The 18,629-nt window shown below is 65.1% G+C and carries 15 protein-coding genes and 1 pseudogene; all 16 read left to right on the top strand.

The features are described from left to right. The first annotated feature begins 3 nt into the window (after positions 1–3). Positions 4–636: an acetyltransferase gene (locus tag AT700_RS19875; protein WP_003086423.1), complete on the top strand. Its 633-nt coding sequence runs from the start codon at positions 4–6 to the stop codon at positions 634–636. A gap of 17 nt (positions 637–653) precedes the next feature. Further along, entirely contained in the window at positions 654–1,784 is a 1,131-nt protein-coding gene (locus AT700_RS19870; protein WP_003158206.1) for an aromatic ring-hydroxylating oxygenase subunit alpha, read from the top strand. Beyond that, on the top strand, positions 1,781–2,395 hold the full coding sequence (locus tag AT700_RS19865) for an acetyltransferase (protein WP_003086429.1): 615 nt from the start codon (positions 1,781–1,783) through the stop codon (positions 2,393–2,395). Before AT700_RS19870 ends, AT700_RS19865 begins: the two co-directional genes overlap by 4 nt. 32 nt (positions 2,396–2,427) lie before the next feature. Continuing rightward, positions 2,428–3,557, top strand: a pseudogene (locus tag AT700_RS19860) (FkbM family methyltransferase). 120 nt (positions 3,558–3,677) lie between these two features. Next, a complete protein-coding gene (locus AT700_RS19855) occupies positions 3,678–7,184 on the top strand; it encodes a glycosyltransferase (RefSeq protein WP_048521288.1) in 3,507 nt (1,168 codons plus the stop codon). A gap of 224 nt (positions 7,185–7,408) precedes the next feature. Beyond that, positions 7,409–8,593, top strand: coding sequence for a flagellin (locus AT700_RS19850; RefSeq protein WP_003158216.1), 1,185 nt, complete (start codon positions 7,409–7,411; stop codon positions 8,591–8,593). A gap of 79 nt (positions 8,594–8,672) precedes the next feature. Beyond that, a complete protein-coding gene (locus AT700_RS19845; protein ID WP_003086436.1) occupies positions 8,673–9,059 on the top strand; it encodes a flagellar protein FlaG in 387 nt (128 codons plus the stop codon). Between the two features lie 77 nt (positions 9,060–9,136). After that, positions 9,137–10,573: a flagellar filament capping protein FliD gene (fliD, locus tag AT700_RS19840; RefSeq protein WP_048521286.1), complete on the top strand. Its 1,437-nt coding sequence runs from the start codon at positions 9,137–9,139 to the stop codon at positions 10,571–10,573. Further along, entirely contained in the window at positions 10,573–10,971 is a 399-nt protein-coding gene (gene fliS, locus AT700_RS19835; RefSeq protein ID WP_003086441.1) for a flagellar export chaperone FliS, read from the top strand. Before fliD ends, fliS (AT700_RS19835) begins: the two co-directional genes overlap by 1 nt. A 58-nt stretch (positions 10,972–11,029) precedes the next feature. Continuing rightward, complete coding sequence (fliS, locus tag AT700_RS19830; RefSeq protein WP_003158217.1) at positions 11,030–11,410, top strand: flagellar export chaperone FliS; 381 nt, start codon at positions 11,030–11,032, stop codon at positions 11,408–11,410. A 25-nt stretch (positions 11,411–11,435) separates the two neighbouring features. Continuing rightward, on the top strand, positions 11,436–11,729 hold the full coding sequence (locus AT700_RS19825) for a flagellar protein FliT (protein ID WP_003086445.1): 294 nt from the start codon (positions 11,436–11,438) through the stop codon (positions 11,727–11,729). 281 nt (positions 11,730–12,010) lie between these two features. Then, positions 12,011–13,483 (top strand): transcriptional regulator FleQ, encoded by a 1,473-nt coding sequence (gene fleQ / locus AT700_RS19820; protein WP_003086448.1) that lies wholly within the window; start codon positions 12,011–12,013, stop codon positions 13,481–13,483. Positions 13,484–13,595: 112 nt separating this feature from the next. Then, complete coding sequence (gene fleS, locus AT700_RS19815) at positions 13,596–14,804, top strand: sensor histidine kinase FleS (protein WP_048521283.1); 1,209 nt, start codon at positions 13,596–13,598, stop codon at positions 14,802–14,804. 4 nt (positions 14,805–14,808) lie between these two features. Next, on the top strand, positions 14,809–16,230 hold the full coding sequence (gene fleR / locus AT700_RS19810) for a sigma-54-dependent response regulator transcription factor FleR (protein ID WP_003082202.1): 1,422 nt from the start codon (positions 14,809–14,811) through the stop codon (positions 16,228–16,230). Positions 16,231–16,476: 246 nt separating this feature from the next. Beyond that, positions 16,477–16,806: a flagellar hook-basal body complex protein FliE gene (gene fliE / locus AT700_RS19805; protein WP_003086454.1), complete on the top strand. Its 330-nt coding sequence runs from the start codon at positions 16,477–16,479 to the stop codon at positions 16,804–16,806. 22 nt (positions 16,807–16,828) lie between these two features. Next, entirely contained in the window at positions 16,829–18,625 is a 1,797-nt protein-coding gene (gene fliF, locus AT700_RS19800; RefSeq protein WP_003109118.1) for a flagellar basal-body MS-ring/collar protein FliF, read from the top strand. Positions 18,626–18,629: the final 4 nt, after the last annotated feature.

Raw genomic sequence — 18,629 nt, 5'->3', positions numbered from 1 at the left:
GCAATGAAGAGGATCATCATCCTCGGCGCCGGTGGGTTGGGGCGTCAGGTGCTGGCCCAGCTGCAGGTCGACTACGGTCACGGCATCGACTGGGTGATCGGCGGGTTTCTCGACGAGCGCGGCCCCGACGCGGTCGCGGAGTCGCTCTACTACCCGTGGCTCGGGTATCCGGAGAGCTTCGTCGCGGAGCCTGACCAACTGTTCGTCGCCGCGGTCGGCGATCCGCTCAGTCGCCAGAAGCAGGTCGCATGCCTGCTGGCGAAGGGCGCCGAGTTCGTCGCTATCCGCACCCGCTGCACCCTTGGCGTGCGGACCAGCTACGGCCCGACCTTCTTCGGCTACGACGTGAGCAGCGGCGTGGACTGCCGTATCGGCGCCTACGGTTTCATCGACCAGCAAACCATGCTCGGCCACGACGTGGTCATCGGCGACTATGTACACATCGGCCCGCGCTGCCTGCTGGCCGGCTACGTGAAGGTGGGCGATCGTGCGGTGATCAACTCCGGGGCGATGATCGCCCGCGACGTCAGTATCGGCGAAGACGCCGTGGTGGGCATGGGCGCGGTGGTGTTCAAGGACGTGGCGGCCGGACAGACCGTGGTCGGCAATCCGGCCCGGGTTATTTTCAGCAAGTGAAGGTTGTGGATGTGGACATGACTCGCCATGCGCTGGACGCAGCGCACTACACCGAGCCGCAGACGCTCGCGCTGGAGCGCGAAAGGCTGTTCGGCAGGCTCTGGATCTTCGTCGGCTTCAGTTCGATGGTGCGCGAGCGCAACCAGTTCTTCACCCGCAAGATCGCCGGCGTGCCGGTCGTGGTGCAGCGTACCGAGTCCGGCATTCGGGCCTTTCTCAACCAGTGTCCGCATCGTCTGTCGGCGATCCAGACCGAATGCACCGGCCAGCGACCGCTGGTCTGCCCGTACCATGCCTGGTCGTTCGGCGCCGAGGGGCAGCTACAGGGCATTCCGAACTCCAGCCTGTACCAGTTCAGCGCCGAGGAGCGGGCGCGGATCGGCTTGCGCAAGCTGCACCTGGAAGAGGTGGGGCAACTGCTGTTCGTCAACCTGGCGGACGACCCGCTGCCGCTGCGCGAGCAGTTCGACGATGGATTCCTGGAAACCTTGCGGGAGGTCTCCTCGCACCTGGATACGCGGCTGATCTACAGCTGCCACAAGGTGCGCTACAACTGGAAGCTGAACATGGAGAACGTGAAGGACTACAACCATGTTCCTTTCGTCCATCCGAAGACCTTCCTCCCGGTGATGACCGCCCCGGTGCGCGGTCTGGCACGCGAGGCTGCGGTGCCATCCGAGGTGCTGCGCCTGCTGCAGGAAGGCGAAACGCCGGAGCTGCGTTCGCTGAGCTTCCCCACCAAGGCGCCGATCCAGCCCTACAAGAGCTGGTTCTCCGACCTCTGCGAGGGCTACGGCGACGAGCACGCCTACTACAACTGGTTCATCTACCCGAACGTGAACTTCTGCAGCGTCCGTGGCGAGCACTTCCTGCTCCAGCAGTACGATCCGGTGGCACCCGGCGAGACCGATTACCACCTGTGGATGATGACTGCCCGGCGCAAGGATCCGAAGACCGATTTCAGCGCTTTGCTGAGCACCCTGATTCGCGGCGAGCGTAACGTGATCGGCGAGGACACCCTGGTCCTGGAACGCCTCCAGGAGGGGCTGGGCGCACATTCGCCGCCGTTCATGCACGGCGACTACGAGGTGCAGCTGGTGCGCCAGCACCTGTGGTATCGCGCGCAGGTACTGGGGGAGAGGGCATGAAGCAGGCGATCATCGTCGGGGAAGGGCGCGCGCTCGAACGGGCGGACAGTACCGCGCGGGAACGGGGACTGGAACACCGGGTCCTGGAGCTGAATGCTGCGGATCGACACAACTTCGATATTGCGCCTCTGCTCGAACGCTACCCCGCTGCGGAAAGCGAAGTATTCGTGGCGCTGGACGAGCGGGCGGTGAACTACGCCCGCCACAAGCTCATCGCGGATATCCGCCTGGCGGGCTACCGGCTATTCGATATCGTCTCGCCTCAGGCCATCGTCGGCGAAGGCGTGCGACTGCTGGGCAACGTGTTCGTCGGCGCCGGTTGCGTGCTCGCTGGTCCTGCCCGCATCGGCACTGGCAGTTGGCTGGAGCTGCAGGTCCTGGTGGAGGAGGACTGCCGGGTCGGAACCTGTAGCACGCTGCTCGCTGGCGTGCAGTTGGGACGGCGAGTGGAGATCGGCCAGGGCAGCACGCTGGGTGCGGGCAGCGTCGCGCTCGCCGACACCCGGGTGGGGCGACACTGCGAATGGTTGTTGCCGGGCAGGCTTCCCCGGGAACTGCCTAATTACTCCTTTTACGATGAACTCATGCCCGATGGGGCACGCATCCTATGAGCGGGGAGCTGTCGATGATGGCGGGAAACGATATGACGCAGGCGGACTTCCTTTCGCGATGCGAACGGAGCGGATATCTATTGGTGCTGGTGCCTAGTTCCTATCTTGGAGGGGTGTTCCGCTCACAGGTGGTTGCCGGTTTGTCACAGCGTCTGCCTGAGGTTCGCCTGATTGCTGTGGACGATGTGCTTTTCGCCAGCAATAGCGTTCCCGATGGTTTCGACCAGGTGATTCCTACCGCCCAGTTGAAGGAACCATGCCACGCAGGGAAACCCGCGGTGAATTGTGCCTATTCGCTGCCTACCTGGCTGACGCTGGATCACCTGGCGAAGACTGCGCAATGCATCACCCTCGATCTGCCCGAGCTTCTCTACCTGCTGGATATTCCTTTGGTCTACCAGACCGGCGCGCTGACTCGCGAATTGGCGATGCAGCATCACGCCGAGTTCGTCTCGCTGCGCGAGCGCCTGGCCGACGAGCGAAGCCGGAAGACCCTGGAAGCCATCATGCGCCTGCGTTTGGACGGCAACCGCGCTGCGTTGCTGGACGTGTTGTGTCCGGGAGAGCAGGAATACTTTTCCCTGTACCGGGGCCCCGAGCATCCGATCGTCTTGCGAAGCGACGAGCATTACGTGGATATCGGTGCCTACGATGGCGATACGGTGAAGAAGTTCATGCTGGCGGCTCGTCATGAATATGCTTCGATCCATGCCTTCGAGCCTGATCCGGCGAATTACCGGCTCATGCATGCGTCGCTTGCTGGAAGTGTCGGTCTCCATCTGCATAACCAGGCGGTGTCCGATACCGGCGGCCATCTCGCATTCGCAGCCCACGGCACCATGGGAAGCAGGGTCGAGATAGACGGCACCGTGCAGGTGCCGTGCGTGCGGCTCGACGATGTCCTCGATGTCATGACCTTGCTGAAAATGGATGTGGAAGGCCATGAGGCACGGGTTCTGCGGGGGCCGCGCGGCTGATCGACGAGTGCCGGCCGCGCATGGCCATCACCTGTTACCACCATGTGCAGGACCTGCTGGACATCGTCGCCGCGATCGACGGGATCGCTGCGGGAGCCCGGCTGCGCCTGCGCCATTACTCGCTGTATTTCTACGACACGATCCTCTATGTCGACTGGCCCGATGCTCTTCGTGAAGGGCGCTGACGCGCTCGTCGGAGCAGATGCTCCGCCGCGGGGAGTCGAGACCGGGAGCGGCGACACGAAGGGCCATGGCCCGGCCCTTCCGATCACCATGCGCTGCACCAATTACTCAGGAATGGCTCAATGAGCGCGAACGTTCGTGTCAGCATCGTCATGCCGACCTACAAGCTGGAGTACTTCGAGGACGCCCTCGACAGCGTGCTCGGGCAGACCTATCCGGCCCTGGAGCTGATCATCTGCGACGACAGCAGCGACGAGCGGATCGCCACGCTGGTCGAGCAGAAGCGCGCCTCCGCGGCATTCCCGATCCGCTACTTCCGCAACGAGACGCGCCTCGGCGAGCTGGGCAGCACGGCGAAAGGCATTCGCCTGGCGGAGGGCGAGTACGTCAAGTTTCTCCACGACGACGACGTGTTGCTTCCCGAATGCGTCGAGGCGTTGGTGGGAGCGATGGAGCGCGAGCCGAACGTGGTCCTGGCCTCGTCGCGGCGGTTGCGTATCGACGAGGAAGGGCAGCCGCTGCCGGACATCCTGGCGACCTGCTTCCCGTTCGCCGGCGACGTCCTGATCGACGGTCGCGAGCTGGTCTCGTTCCTCGCCGACCACACCATCAACTTCATCGGCGAACCCAGTTGCCTGATGGCCCGGCGCGATGCGCTGCTGCAGATCTGCGAGCGCCTGATGATGCTCAACGGCCGGGCCATCGACTGGATCGGCGACCTGGCCATGTGTGCGCAGTTGCTACAGCGTGGCGACCTGGCGTTCCTGTCGCGGCCGCTGACCCGTTTCCGCGTCTCCCGCCAGCAGTTCAGCCAGATCGGGCGCGACCAGCCCGGTATCGGCGAGCAGGGCCATGCCGACTTCCGCCTGGCTATCCGCGAACTGGGTTGGTATCGCCAGGCCGGCGACAACCGTTTCGTCCGGGTGGCACCGATCACCCGCCTGGACGCCCGTGTCTTCAAGCCGGTCAACCTGCTCGCCGCGCTGAGGCGGGCGGCGGGCTTCGGTAGCGTCACGCTGTCGACCTGGCTGGAGGCGCGGCGGCCGGATGCGGTGCAGAAGGCGCTGATCGATCGATTCCTGCAGGAGCAGGGCGGTGGGCCGCGCTTCGCGGTGCTGGTGCTCGACACCCACGGCGATACCGAGGCCGTGGAGCGCACCCTGCAGAGCCTGGAGCACGTCAATTCGTATCCACATGTCGAGAGCCACCTGTTCGCGCCGCTGGGCGCGAGTCCGCGGAACGGAGCGATGCTCTTCGATCCTGCCGCGGGGCCGATACCGACGATCAACCAGGCGCTTGCCCGGCTTGATACCGACTGGTTGCTCCTGGTCGAAGCGGGCGTCGAATTCACTGTCAGCGGCCTGCTGGTGGCGGCGCTGGACCTGCTGGCGGCACCGGAGAGCTGCCAGGCGGTGTACGCCGACGAACTCATGCGCCTGGATGACGGCGAGCTGGGCGCGGCGTTGCGCCCGGACCTGAATCTCGACCTTCTGCTCAGTTTCCCCGCCGGCCTGTCCCGGCACTGGTTGTTCCGCCGCGAGCCGCTGCTTGCCACGGGCGGATTCGACGAGACCGCCGGCGAGGCTTTCGAGCTGGCCTACCAGTTGCGTCTCGTCGAGCAGCGGGGCCTGGGCTGTATCGGACACATCAGCGAGCCACTGCTGTCTGGCCCAGCGCTGCGCCTGCAGGACAGCACCGCCGAGCGTGCGGCGATCGAAGGCCACCTGCGTGCCCGTGGCTACGCGCAGGCGACAGTCGGAAGCCGGCTGCCGGGGCGCTACGAGCTGGACTACGGCCACGCCGGGCAACCGCCGGTCAGCATCCTGGTGCTGGCCGGGGAGCGCCTGGCGCAGCTCCAGCGTTGCGTAGAAACCGTGCTGGAGAATACCGCCTATCCCAACTACGAGATCCTTCTGCTGGAACAGGGTGGCGAAGCGGCCGACGTTCGCGAATGGCTGCTCGCCGTCGAAGGCATGGGTGTCGAGCAGGTGCGGGTGCTGCGAGGCGATGGGCAGTTATCCCGTGGGGCTCTGCGCAACCTGGCGGCGTCCCGGGTGCGTGGCGAATTCCTGCTCTGGCTCGATGCCGGCAGCGGCATCCTCGACAAGGACTGGCTGCAGCAGTTGCTCAACCATGGCCAGCGTCCGGAAGTCGGCGCGGTAGGCGCCAAGCTCCTGGCGGCGGACGGACGGGTCTGCCACGCCGGCTGGCTGCTCGGCTTATGCGGACCGGCCGGGCGGGCCTTCGAAGGGCGTTCGCACGAGGACGCCGGTTACCTGCAGCGCCTGCAGGTGGACCAGAACTACTCGGCGGTGGCTGGCGAATGCCTGTTGATGCGCCGCGAGTTGTTTCTCGAATTGGGCGGTTTCGACGAGGCGCTGACGCGCTGGGACGATGTCGACATCTGCCTGCGGGCGGTCCAGGCGGGCTACCTGAACGTATGGACGCCGCGTGCGCGGCTGTTGCTCGATGCGCCTGCCACGACGGCGGCGAGCGTCGAGGAAGAAGATGCGCTGTACGCGCGCTGGCTACCGTTGTTGGCACGCGATCCCGCCTATAACCCGGGCTTTTCGTTGCAGGCCGAAGGCGGTTTCAAGCTGGCCGACCCGCAGCTGGCCTGGCGCCCGTTGCAGGGGTGGCGGCCCTTGCCCACTGTCCTGGCGCACCCCGCCGACCTGTTCGGCTGCGGCCATTACCGGGTGATCCAGCCGTTCAGCGCGTTGCGCGAGTCGGCATCCATCGATGGCGCGCTGTCGATCGGCCTGATGCACGTGGCCGATCTGGAGCGCTACGACCCGGACGTACTGGTGCTGCAGCGCCAGGTCGGCGAGGAGCGTCTCGAGGCCATGCGGCGGATGCAGGCGTTCTCGCGGGCCTTCAAGGTCTACGAGCTGGACGACTATCTGCCCAACGTGCCCCTCAAGAGCGCCCATCGCCAGCACCTGCCGAAGGACATTTTGCGCACGCTGCGTCGCGGGCTGGGTTACGTCGACCGCTTCGTGGTGTCGACGCCGGCCCTGGCAGAGGCCTTCGCCGGTCTCCACCCGGATATCCGGGTGATCGAGAACCGCCTGCCGGTGGGGTGGTGGCAGGGGCTGCGGGCGCAGCGGCGGCGCGGCGAGCGGCCACGTGTCGGTTGGGCGGGCGGCTCGAGCCATACCGGCGATCTGGAACTGATCGCCGATGTGGTCCGGGAACTGGCCGACGAAGTCGACTGGGTGTTCTTCGGCATGTGCCCGCCGTCCATCCGTCCCTTCGTCAGGGAAGTGCATGCGGGGGTGCCTATCGAACGCTATCCGCGGGCATTGGCGGCTCTCGATCTCGACCTGGCGCTGGCGCCGGTGGAGCAGAACCTGTTCAACGAGTGCAAGAGCAATCTGCGCCTGCTGGAATACGGCGCCTGCGGTTTCCCGGTGGTCTGCAGCGACGTGCGCTGCTACCAGGACGATCTGCCGGTGACGCGGGTGAAGAACCGTTTCCGCGACTGGGTGGAGGCGATCCGCATGCATACCCGCGACCTGGATGCCGCAGCCAGGGCAGGGGATAACCTGCGCGAACGGGTGCTGGCGGATTGGATGCTCGACGGCGAGCGTTTGCGCGCCTGGTATCGTGCCTGGATGCCGGACTGAGCGGCCGGCGGGGCTTTCCGTCGCTGTCCGCAGCGCTCGGGAGGCCTTGCGCGAACCCCTCCGACGGGGCCGATGCATGAAAAACGAGGATGGTCAAAAAAAAACCTAAAGCTCCTCAGGGAAGCGCCGATAAAGATCACGAATGCGAACTTTAGGGGTGCCTGGGCGATGCCCACCCGAGGTCGCAAGCTCAGGCAAACATATCGTCCTTGGAGGGCATCAAGATGGCCTTGACCGTCAACACCAACATCGCTTCGCTGAACACTCAGCGGAACCTGAACAACTCTTCCGCGTCGCTGAACACTTCGCTGCAGCGTCTGTCCACCGGTTCGCGCATCAACAGCGCCAAGGACGACGCCGCCGGCCTGCAGATCGCCAACCGTCTGACCAGCCAGGTCAACGGCCTGAACGTGGCTACCAAGAACGCCAACGACGGTATCTCCCTGGCGCAGACCGCTGAAGGCGCCCTGCAGCAGTCGACCAACATCCTGCAGCGTATGCGTGACCTGTCCCTGCAGTCGGCCAACGGCTCCAACAGCGACTCCGAGCGTACCGCTCTGAACGGCGAAGTGAAGCAACTGCAGAAAGAACTGGATCGTATCAGCAACACCACCACCTTCGGTGGCCGCAAGCTGCTCGACGGTTCCTTCGGCGTCGCCAGCTTCCAGGTGGGTTCGGCCGCCAACGAAATCATCAGCGTCGGCATCGACGAGATGAGCGCAGAGTCGCTGAACGGCACCTACTTCAAGGCTGACGGCGGCGGCGCGGTCACTGCTGCAACCGCTTCGGGCACCGTCGACATCGCGATCGGCATCACCGGCGGCAGCGCCGTGAACGTCAAGGTCGACATGAAGGGCAACGAAACCGCCGAGCAGGCGGCTGCCAAGATCGCCGCAGCGGTCAACGACGCCAACGTCGGCATCGGTGCCTTCAGCGACGGCGATACCATCAGCTATGTTTCCAAAGCTGGCAAGGATGGCTCCGGTGCGATCACTAGCGCGGTTTCCGGCGTTGTCATCGCTGACACCGGCAGCACCGGCGTAGGCACCGCGGCTGGCGTAGCCCCTTCCGCTACCGCTTTCGCCAAGACCAACGACACCGTCGCCAAGATCGACATCTCCACCGCGAAGGGCGCTCAGTCCGCCGTGCTGGTGATCGACGAGGCGATCAAGCAGATCGACGCCCAGCGTGCCGACCTCGGTGCGGTGCAGAACCGCTTCGACAACACCATCAACAACCTGAAGAACATCGGTGAGAACGTATCGGCTGCTCGCGGCCGGATCGAAGACACCGACTTCGCAGCCGAAACCGCCAACCTGACCAAGAACCAAGTGCTGCAACAAGCCGGCACCGCGATCCTGGCCCAGGCCAACCAGCTGCCGCAGTCGGTTCTGAGCCTGCTGCGCTAAGCTTCGGCGAGGTCAAGGTGAAGTCACGAGGGGGAGCGCTGGCGCGCTTCCCCTCGTATCTCATTGAGAGGTAGCGACGATGGACGTCAGCAATGTCAACAATTCGACGGCTGCTCCGGTAATCCGGCTGTTCGGCTCGGCGTCTTCTTCCGATGGCGCACGCCCGGCCGGCCAGGCCGGCGAGGCGGCCGCCAGCGCAAGCGCGCAACGGACGGGCGACGTCAGGATGGGCGACAAGGAGCAACGCGCTGCGGTCGAGGAGGCGGTTTCCTCCATCGAGAAGTTCACCCAGAGCATCCGTCGTGATCTGAGTTTCAGCCTGGACGACTCCACGGGGCGGGTAGTGGTCAAGGTGACCGATTCGACTTCCGGAGAAGTCATCCGGCAAATCCCTTCCGAAGAGGCCCTGCGCCTGGCAGAGCGACTGGACGAAGCGCGCAGCCTGCTGTTCAAGGCGGAAGCCTGAGCGGAATTGGCACGTCTTTTGAGTGTCTGTTGGAATTGGAAGGACAAAGCGTCAATGAGCTGACGAGGTGAAGCAAGATGGCGAACAGTACGACGATCAACGGCTACAACTCGGGCCTTGATATCAAGAACATCGTTTCCACCCTGGTGGCGGCCGAGAAGGCGCCGAAGGAGGCGCAGCTCAAGCGTCTGGAAAGCGACACCACCGCCAAGTTCACCGGCATCGGCCAGCTCAAGAGCGCGATCTCCGACCTGCAGACCATCCTCAAGGAACTGAACAAGCCCGAGCTGTTCCAGAAGCGCTCGGCGAGTACCAGCGACGAGAAGTTCGCCGCCGCCACCGCGACCAAGGACGCCCTGCCGGGTATCTACAAGCTCGAAGTGACCCAGCTGGCCAGCGTCAGCAAGGTGGCCACCGCGTCGTTTGCCGATGGCTACAAGACCACTTCCGGCGGAACCCTGACCATCAAGCAGGGTGCCGACGATGCCGGTGTCACGGTAAACGTCGCGGCGGGCGCGACCCTCGCCGAAGTGCGCGACTCGCTCAACGCGCAGCTGAAGGACAAGGGCATCACCGCCAACATCGTCAACAACCCTGGAGACGGAACCTCGCGACTGGTCTTCACCGGCAAGGATTCCGGCGCCGGCAAGGACGTGTTCGTCCAGGGCAGTTCCGGCCTGGAGAACTTCAACATCGGCAGCGTCGGCGCCGATGGCAAGCTGACCCTGTCCCAGTTGGACGGTAGCTCCTCCAGCAGCAGCGGCTATATCACCCAGGCGAAGAATGCCAAGTTCAGCATCGACGGCCTGACCCTGGAAAGTCCGACCAATACGGTCGACAAGGTCATCAACGGCGTCACCTTCGAGCTGAAGACGGTCACCGACACCAACAAGCCGATCACCATCTCGGTCGAGCAGGACCGTGGCGGCGTCAAGGACAACATCAAGAAGTTCGTCGAGGCCTACAACAAGCTGGTCGGCGTGACTTCGGAACTGACCGGCGTGACCAAGGTGGGCGACGACAAGGCTCCCGTGGTCGGTGCCTTGGTCGGTGACAGCAGCGTGCGCAACCTGCTCACCACCATGCGCAACGAGATGGTCCAGCCGGGGCAAGGTACCGATGTTCGCATGCTCGCCGACATGGGTATCACCACCAAGAAAGACGGCACCCTGGAGATCGACGACAAGAAACTCGACAAGGTTCTGAAGGACAAGTTCGAGTCGGTTTCCGCTCTGTTCACCGGCGATACCGGCCTGATGAAGCGTCTCGACGACAAGCTCACGCCTTACACCCAGACCGGCGGTGTGCTCCAGCAGCGCCTGGATGGATTGCAGGACACCATCAAGTCGGTGGATACCCAGCGCGAAGCGCTCAATCGCCGGGTCGAGCAGTTGCAGGATCGTTTGCTCAAGCAGTTCACCGCCATGGACCAGTTGATCGGCCAGCTCAACCAGACCAGCGGACGCATGGCCCAGGCTCTTAGCAGCCTGCCTGGCCTTGTGAAGAAAAGCTGATGTCGCGTCCTATCGATACCTACCGGCAGGTAGGCAGCGCACAGGACGTCCCGCCCTACCAGGTGGTCAAGCTGCTGCTGGACGGCGCGCTCGAACGCATCGCCCTGGCCCGGCGCGCGGTGCTGGAGCGCAACCCGGCGCTGCGCGGCGAAGCGGTAGGCACCACGTTGTCGATCATCGGCGCCTTGCAGGCTGGCCTCGATCACCAGCAGGGCGGCGAGATAGCCGGCAATCTGGATGCGTTGTACGACTACATGACCCGCCGCCTGGCTGGTGTCGCGCTGGACGACACACCGCGTCCGCTGGACGAGGTCGAGGCGCTGCTGGGCCAGATCAAGCAGGCCTGGGATGCCATTGGCAGCGCCGAAGCGCAGGGCGAAGACAGCGAACGGCGCTAAAGAATCGCGGTAGCCGACCGATATAGAGCGTATCAGTCACCGAACAAGGCAACCGTCGATGAACGCAATGGCAGCCATGCGGCAATACCAGAATGTCAGTACCCAGGCTCAGGCTATCGATGCCAGCCCGCATCGCCTGATCCAGATGCTGATGGAAGGCGGCCTGACCCGGATGGCGCAGGCCCGCGGAGCCCTGGAGCGCGGCGAAGTGGCGCTGAAGGGCGAGCTGATCGGCAAGGCCATCGCCATCGTCGGTGGCCTGCGCGAAGGGCTCGACTTCGAGGCGGGCGGCGAGCTGGCAGCCAACCTCGACCGCCTTTACGCCTACATGTCGATGCGACTGACGGAAGCCAACTTGAAGAACGACGCGGGCAAGCTCGAGGAAGTTTCCGAGCTGTTGCGCAACATCAAATCCGGTTGGGATGCGATTGCCCCCTGAGAGGCATCCCCAGAGGGACCAAGCAATGAGTGCAGCTGTACAGATCCTTGAAGAAACCGGTAGCGCCCTGCGCGTTGCCCTGGCCAGCCAGAACTGGGAGGCCATCGGTGAACTCGACCAGCGTTGCCGCCAGGCCGTCGACGAGGCGATGCTCGATGTACAGGACGAAGCCACCTTGCGGGCGCGGATGGAAGAGCTGCTGGCGCTGTATCGCGAGCTGATCGATGTCTGCCAGGGCGAGCAGCGCAAGCTGGCCACCGATCTGATCCAGCTGAACCAGTCGAAGCAAGGCGCCAAGGTCTACCAGATGTTCGGATAAGTTTTTCATGGCTTTGTGCCGTTACTTTGGCGCAAGGCTTTTCGGAAAAATTTACATATCCCCCAAAACCCCTGCCAGTACTGCTTTCCATGCGGTCTGTAGGGGTTTTTTATTGCCTCTCCCTGTCGGAAACAGCAAAAAAAACACGCCATAAAATTGACTAATCGTTCACATTTGACTTAACTAGTGGCCAAATGCTGGCTGCTTATTAGAAATAGGCATTAGTCCCAGCCCTCTTTCGGGTCGAGCGAGACCCATTCGATGCAAGGCAGCTGATCAAAATGTGGCGCGAAACCAAACTCTTGCTGATTGACGACAATCTCGATCGCAGTCGCGACCTGGCAGTCATTCTCAACTTCCTCGGCGAAGATCAGCTGACCTGCAACAGCGAGGATTGGCGAGAGGTAGCGGCGGGCCTGAGCAACAGTCGCGAAGCCCTGTGCGTGCTGCTCGGCAGCGTCGAGTCGAAGGGCGGGGCGGTAGAGCTGCTGAAGCAGCTGGCCAGTTGGGACGAGTACCTGCCGATCCTGCTGATCGGCGAGCCGGCCCCGGCCGACTGGCCGGAAGAGCTGCGCCGCCGGGTGCTCGCCAGCCTGGAGATGCCGCCCAGCTACAACAAGCTGCTCGACTCCCTGCATCGCGCCCAGGTCTACCGCGAGATGTACGACCAGGCCCGCGAGCGCGGCCGCTCCCGCGAGCCGAACCTGTTCCGCAGCCTGGTCGGCACCAGCCGGGCGATCCAGCAGGTGCGGCAGATGATGCAGCAGGTCGCCGATACCGATGCCAGCGTGCTGATCCTCGGCGAGTCCGGCACCGGCAAGGAAGTGGTGGCGCGCAACCTGCATTACCATTCCAAGCGCCGCGAGGGGCCCTTCGTCCCGGTGAACTGCGGGGCGATCCCGGCGGAACTGCTGGAAAGCGAATTGTTCGGCCACGAGAAGGGCGCCTTCACCGGTGCCATCACCAGTCGTGCCGGACGTTTCGAGCTGGCCAACGGCGGCACCCTGTTCCTCGACGAGATCGGCGACATGCCGCTGCCGATGCAGGTCAAGCTGCTGCGCGTGCTGCAGGAGCGCACCTTCGAAAGGGTCGGCAGCAACAAGACGCAGAACGTCGACGTGCGGATCATCGCCGCGACCCACAAGAACCTCGAGAAGATGATCGAGGACGGCACTTTCCGCGAAGACCTCTACTACCGCCTCAACGTATTCCCCATCGAGATGGCGCCGCTGCGCGAGCGGGTGGAAGACATCGCCCTGCTGCTCAACGAACTGATCTCGCGGATGGAGCATGAGAAGCGCGGGTCGATCCGCTTCAACTCGGCGGCGATCATGTCGCTCTGCCGCCACGACTGGCCGGGCAACGTCCGCGAACTGGCGAATCTGGTGGAGCGCCTGGCGATCATGCATCCCTACGGGGTGATCGGGGTCGGCGAACTGCCGAAGAAATTCCGCCATGTCGACGACGAGGACGAGCAACTCGCCAGCAGCCTGCGCGAAGAGCTGGAAGAGCGCGCGGCGATCAACGCCGGGCTGCCGGGAATGGACGCGCCGGCGATGCTGCCGGCCGAAGGCCTGGACCTCAAGGACTACCTGGCCAACCTCGAGCAGGGCCTGATCCAGCAGGCCCTCGACGACGCCGGCGGAGTGGTCGCGCGGGCCGCCGAACGCCTGCGCATCCGTCGCACCACGCTGGTGGAGAAGATGCGCAAGTACGGCATGAGCCGGCGCGACGACGACCTGTCGGATGATTGACAGGTCGTTTCGCAACGCTTTGATTTTCAAATGAAAAAAATTTAGGCACGGGTATTGCTATATCTCCGTCGACCGACAGAACCATGACGTCGCGCCGACCGAGAGAAACGCAATGCAACCAGCCCTCCACGCCTTCCCCGAGCAGCCAGCCGATACGGCCGAGGCCACCAGCCGCGCCGGCCTCGAGCAGGCCTTCGCGCTGTTCAACCAGATGTCCAGCCAGCTCACCGAGTCCTATAGCCTGCTGGAGGAGCGCGTTACCGAGCTGAAAGGGCAACTGGCCCTGGTCAGCGCGCAGCGCATGGAGGAGCTGGCGGAAAAGGAGCGCCTGGCGAACCGCTTGCAGAGCCTGCTCGACCTGCTTCCCGGCGGCGTCATCGTCATCGATGCCCATGGCGTGGTCCGCGAGGCCAACCCGGCGGCCCTGGGCCTGCTTGGCGAGCCGTTGGTGGGCATGCTCTGGCGTGAGGTGATCGCCCGCTGCTTCGCTCCGCGCGAGGATGACGGTCACGAGATTTCCCTGCGCGACGGACGTCGCCTGTCCATCGCCACCCGCTCGCTGAACGGCGAACCGGGGCAACTGATCCTGCTCAACGACCTCACCGATACCCGCCGTCTCCAGGAGCAACTGGCGCGCCACGAGCGCCTGTCGGCGCTGGGGCGGATGGTCGCCTCGCTGGCCCACCAGATCCGCACGCCGTTGTCGGCGGCGTTGCTCTATGCCGGGCACCTCAGCGAGCAGGCGCTGCCGACCGACCAGCAGCAACGCTTCGCCGGGCGCCTGAAGGAGCGCCTGCACGAACTGGAGCATCAGGTACGCGACATGCTGGTGTTCGCCCGCGGCGAGCTGCCGCTGACCGACCGGGTGGCGCCGAAGGCGCTGTTCGACAGCCTGCGCGCGGCGGCCGAAGTCCATGTCCAGGGGCTCCAGGTGCGTTGGCAGTGCGAGGCGCGCGGCGGCGAGCTGCTGTGCAATCGCGACACCCTGGTGGGCACCGTGCTCAACCTGGTGGAGAACGCGATCCAGGCCTGCGGGCCCGAACTGCGCCTGAAGGTGCATCTCTATGCCCGCGCCGACAGCCTGCGCCTCAGCGTCAGCGACAACGGACCGGGTATGGACCCGGCGACCCTGGCGCGCCTGGGCGAACCCTTCTTCACCACCAAGACCACCGGTACCGGGCTCGGCCTGGCGGTGGTCAAGGCCGTGGCGCGCGCCCACCAGGGGCAATTGCAGTTGCGCTCTCGGCCGGGGCGCGGCACCTGCGCCACCTTGATCCTGCCGCTGATTCCGGCGGCGCCTCTTTCTGCGATTCAGGAGTAACCCCATGGCAGCCAAAGTCCTGCTGGTCGAAGACGACCGCGCACTACGCGAAGCCCTCAGCGACACCCTGCTGCTGGGCGGTCACGAGTTCGTCGCCGTGGACTCGGCGGAGGCGGCGCTGCCGGTCCTGGCCCGCGAAGCCTTCAGCCTGGTGATCAGCGACGTGAACATGCCGGGCATGGACGGGCACCAGTTGCTCGGCCTGATCCGTACACGCTACCCACACCTGCCGGTGTTGCTGATGACCGCCTACGGCGCGGTCGATCGCGCCGTCGAGGCGATGCGCCAGGGCGCCGCCGACTACCTGGTCAAGCCGTTCGAGGCGCGGGCGCTGCTCGACCTGGTGGCACGCCATGCGCTGGGCCAGTTGCCGGGCAGCGAGGAGGATGGTCCGGTGGCCCTGGAGCCGGCCAGCCGGCAGTTGCTGGAACTGGCCGCGCGGGTCGCGCGCAGCGATTCCACCGTGCTGATCTCCGGCGAGTCCGGGACCGGCAAGGAAGTCCTGGCCAACTATATCCACCAGCAATCGCCGCGTGCCGGCAAGCCGTTCATCGCGATCAACTGCGCGGCGATCCCGGACAACATGCTCGAGGCCACCCTGTTCGGCCACGAGAAAGGTTCCTTCACCGGCGCCATTGCCGCCCAGCCCGGCAAGTTCGAGCTGGCCGACGGCGGCACCATTCTTCTCGACGAGATATCGGAAATGCCCCTCGGCCTGCAGGCCAAGCTGCTGCGCGTATTGCAGGAGCGCGAGGTGGAGCGGGTCGGTGCGCGCAAGCCGATCAACCTGGATATCCGCGTGCTTGCCACGACCAACCGCGACCTCGCGGCGGAAGTCGCGGCCGGGCGTTTCCGCGAGGACCTCTACTATCGCCTGTCGGTCTTCCCGCTGGCCTGGCGGCCGCTGCGCGAACGCCCTGCGGACATCCTGCCGCTGGCCGAGCGTCTGCTGCGCAAGCACAGCCGCAAGATGAACCTCGGCGCGGTGGCGCTCGGCCCCGAGGCCGCCCAGTGCCTGGTCCGGCATGCCTGGCCGGGCAACGTACGGGAACTCGACAACGCCATCCAGCGTGCGTTGATCCTGCAACAGGGCGGCCTGATCCAGCCCGCCGACCTGTGCCTCACCGCGCCGATCGGCATGCCGCTCGCGGCCCCGGTGCCGGTGCCCATGCCGGCAATGCCACCGGCCACCCCGCCGAGCGTCGAGATTCCGTCGCCGGCCGCAGGCCAGGACGCTAGCGGCGCGCTGGGCGACGACCTGCGCCGCCGCGAATTCCAGGTGATCATCGATACCCTGCGCACCGAGCGCGGCCGCCGCAAGGAGGCTGCCGAGCGCCTTGGCATCAGCCCACGGACCCTGCGCTACAAGCTCGCCCAGATGCGCGACGCGGGGATGGACGTGGAGGCCTATCTCTACGCCATTTGAGTGCTCGCCATGTTCCCCAGGCCCGCCTCGTGCGGGCCTTTTGCGTCCGCCGCCGGTCGTCGCCCGGGGCTGTTCGAGCGTGCGCGCCTGCCGATAACCGGAGCAGGGACGGACCCTGCAGCGGTCGCGGGCATTGGCGGCGAACGCAGATGCCGGGCCGTGGGGTCGACTTGGCACCCTTGTTGCTAACTCCTCTGCAAAGTGCCGGGCGGCGTCAAAAAAGCCGCGGCTGTTGGAGGAAGAGTCATGAGTCAGGGTGTCGAGTTCAATCGTCTGATGCTGGAAATGCGTTCCATGCAAATGGAAGCCATGGCCAAGGCCAAACCGGTTCAGGCGCCGGCCGAAGTGGGGGCGCCGAGCTTTTCGGAAATGCTCTCCCAGGCCGTGGACAAGGTGAACGAGACCCAGCAGGCCTCCACCGCGATGGCCAACGCCTTCGAGGTCGGCCAGAGCGGCGTCGACCTGACCGACGTGATGATCGCCAGCCAGAAGGCCAGCGTGTCGTTCCAGGCCATGACCCAGGTGCGCAACAAACTGGTCCAGGCCTACCAAGACATCATGCAGATGCCGGTCTGAGCGGCGCGAGGATAACTAGTTCATGGCCGATGCACTGATCGACAGCCAGGTTCCCGCCAAGAGCGGCGGTGCCGGGATGCTGAAGAAATCCTTCCCGGGACTGTCGTTCCTCGACAACCTTTCCGAGATGACCATGCTGCGCCAGATCGGCCTGCTGGTCGGTCTCGCCGCCAGCGTGGCGATCGGCTTCGCCGTCGTGCTCTGGTCTCAGCAGCCGGACTACAAGCCGCTCTATGGCAGCCTCAACGGGGTCGACGCGAACCGTGTGGTGGAAGCGCTGACCGCGGCGGACATTCCCTACAAGGTCGAACCCAACTCCGGCGCGCTGCTGGTCAAGGCCGACGACCTCGGCCGGGCACGCATGAAGGTGGCCTCCGCCGGCGTGGCGCCGACCGACAACAACGTCGGTTTCGAGATCCTCGACAAGGAACAGGCGCTGGGCACCAGCCAGTTCATGGAAGCCACCAACTACCGCCGCGGCCTGGAAGGCGAGCTGGCGCGCACCGTGTCGAGCCTGAACAACGTCAAGGCCGCCCGCGTGCACTTGGCGATCCCGAAGAGTTCGGTGTTCGTCCGCGACGACCGCAAGCCCAGCGCCTCGGTGCTGGTCGAGCTGTATCCGGGGCGCAGCCTGGAGCCGAGCCAGGTGATGGCGATCGTCAACCTGGTCGCCACCAGTGTGCCGGAGCTGGACAAGTCGCAGGTCACCGTGGTCGACCAGAAGGGCAACCTGCTCTCCGACCAGCAGGAACTCTCCGAGCTGACCATGGCCGGCAAGCAGTTCGACTTCACCCGGCGCATGGAAGGCCTGCTCACCCAGCGCGTGCACAATATCCTGCAACCGGTGCTGGGCAACGGTCGCTACAAGGCCGAGGTGTCCGCCGACGTTGACTTCAGCGCGGTCGAGTCGACCTCGGAGATGTACAACCCGGACCAACCGGCCCTGCGCAGCGAGCAACGCAACAACGAGGAACGGCAGAATTCGTCCGGCCCGCAGGGCGTGCCGGGGGCGCTGTCGAACCAGCCGCCGGGCCCGGCCAGCGCGCCGCAGCAGGCCACCGCCAGCGCGCCGGCCGACTACGTCGCGCCGGGCCAGCCGCTGAAGGACGCCAACGGCCAGACCATCATCGATCCGAAGACCGGCAAGCCGGAGCTGGCGCCGTACCCGACCGACAAGCGCGACCAGACCACCCGCAACTACGAACTGGACCGCTCGATCAGCTACACCAAGCAGCAGCAGGGACGCTTGCGCCGACTGTCGGTGGCGGTGGTGCTGGACGACCAGATGAAGGTCGACGCGAAGACCGGCGAGGTCAGCCACCAGCCCTGGAGCGCCGACGAACTGGCGCGCTTCACCCGCCTGGTACAGGACTCGGTGGGCTACGACGCCAGCCGCGGCGACAGCGTCAGCGTGATCAACGCGCCGTTCGCCCCGGCCCAGGCCGAAGAGATCGACAGCATTCCGTTCTACTCGCAGCCGTGGTTCTGGGACATCGTCAAGCAGGTGCTCGGCGTGCTGTTCATCCTGGTCCTGGTGTTCGGCGTACTGCGTCCGGTGCTGAGCAACATCACCGGCGGCGGCAAGGGCAAGTCGCTGGCCGGCGGCGGCGGTCGCGACGGCGACCTGGCGCTGGGCGAGAGTGGCCTGGAAGGCTCGCTGGCCGACGACCGGGTGAGCATCGGCGGGCCGTCGAGCATCCTCCTGCCGAGCCCCACGGAGGGGTATGATGCGCAATTGAACGCGATCAAGAACCTGGTCGCACAGGACCCGGGCCGCGTCGCCCAGGTCGTGAAAGAGTGGATCAACGCCGATGAGTAAGCGC

The sequence above is a fragment of the Pseudomonas aeruginosa genome (assembly GCF_001457615.1).
GTDB lineage: Bacteria > Pseudomonadota > Gammaproteobacteria > Pseudomonadales > Pseudomonadaceae > Pseudomonas > Pseudomonas aeruginosa.
This window is presented reverse-complemented; position numbering and strand designations above follow the sequence as displayed.

Excerpts from the sequence above, each read along its gene's own strand:
- AT700_RS19825 (WP_003086445.1), top strand. The coding sequence starts at position 11,436 with ATGAGTGCAGCTGTACAGATCCTTGAAGAAACCGGTAGCGCCCTGCGC.
- AT700_RS19875 (WP_003086423.1), top strand. The coding sequence starts at position 4 with ATGAAGAGGATCATCATCCTCGGCGCCGGTGGGTTGGGGCGTCAGGTG.
- fleS (WP_048521283.1), top strand. The coding sequence starts at position 13,596 with ATGCAACCAGCCCTCCACGCCTTCCCCGAGCAGCCAGCCGATACGGCC.
- fliF (WP_003109118.1), top strand. The coding sequence starts at position 16,829 with ATGGCCGATGCACTGATCGACAGCCAGGTTCCCGCCAAGAGCGGCGGT.
- fleQ (WP_003086448.1), top strand. The coding sequence starts at position 12,011 with ATGTGGCGCGAAACCAAACTCTTGCTGATTGACGACAATCTCGATCGC.
- fliE (WP_003086454.1), top strand. The coding sequence starts at position 16,477 with ATGAGTCAGGGTGTCGAGTTCAATCGTCTGATGCTGGAAATGCGTTCC.
- fliD (WP_048521286.1), top strand. The coding sequence starts at position 9,137 with ATGGCGAACAGTACGACGATCAACGGCTACAACTCGGGCCTTGATATC.
- fliS (WP_003158217.1), top strand. The coding sequence starts at position 11,030 with ATGAACGCAATGGCAGCCATGCGGCAATACCAGAATGTCAGTACCCAG.
- AT700_RS19850 (WP_003158216.1), top strand. The coding sequence starts at position 7,409 with ATGGCCTTGACCGTCAACACCAACATCGCTTCGCTGAACACTCAGCGG.
- AT700_RS19870 (WP_003158206.1), top strand. The coding sequence starts at position 654 with ATGACTCGCCATGCGCTGGACGCAGCGCACTACACCGAGCCGCAGACG.
- AT700_RS19865 (WP_003086429.1), top strand. The coding sequence starts at position 1,781 with ATGAAGCAGGCGATCATCGTCGGGGAAGGGCGCGCGCTCGAACGGGCG.
- fleR (WP_003082202.1), top strand. The coding sequence starts at position 14,809 with ATGGCAGCCAAAGTCCTGCTGGTCGAAGACGACCGCGCACTACGCGAA.
- fliS (WP_003086441.1), top strand. The coding sequence starts at position 10,573 with ATGTCGCGTCCTATCGATACCTACCGGCAGGTAGGCAGCGCACAGGAC.
- AT700_RS19855 (WP_048521288.1), top strand. The coding sequence starts at position 3,678 with ATGAGCGCGAACGTTCGTGTCAGCATCGTCATGCCGACCTACAAGCTG.
- AT700_RS19845 (WP_003086436.1), top strand. The coding sequence starts at position 8,673 with ATGGACGTCAGCAATGTCAACAATTCGACGGCTGCTCCGGTAATCCGG.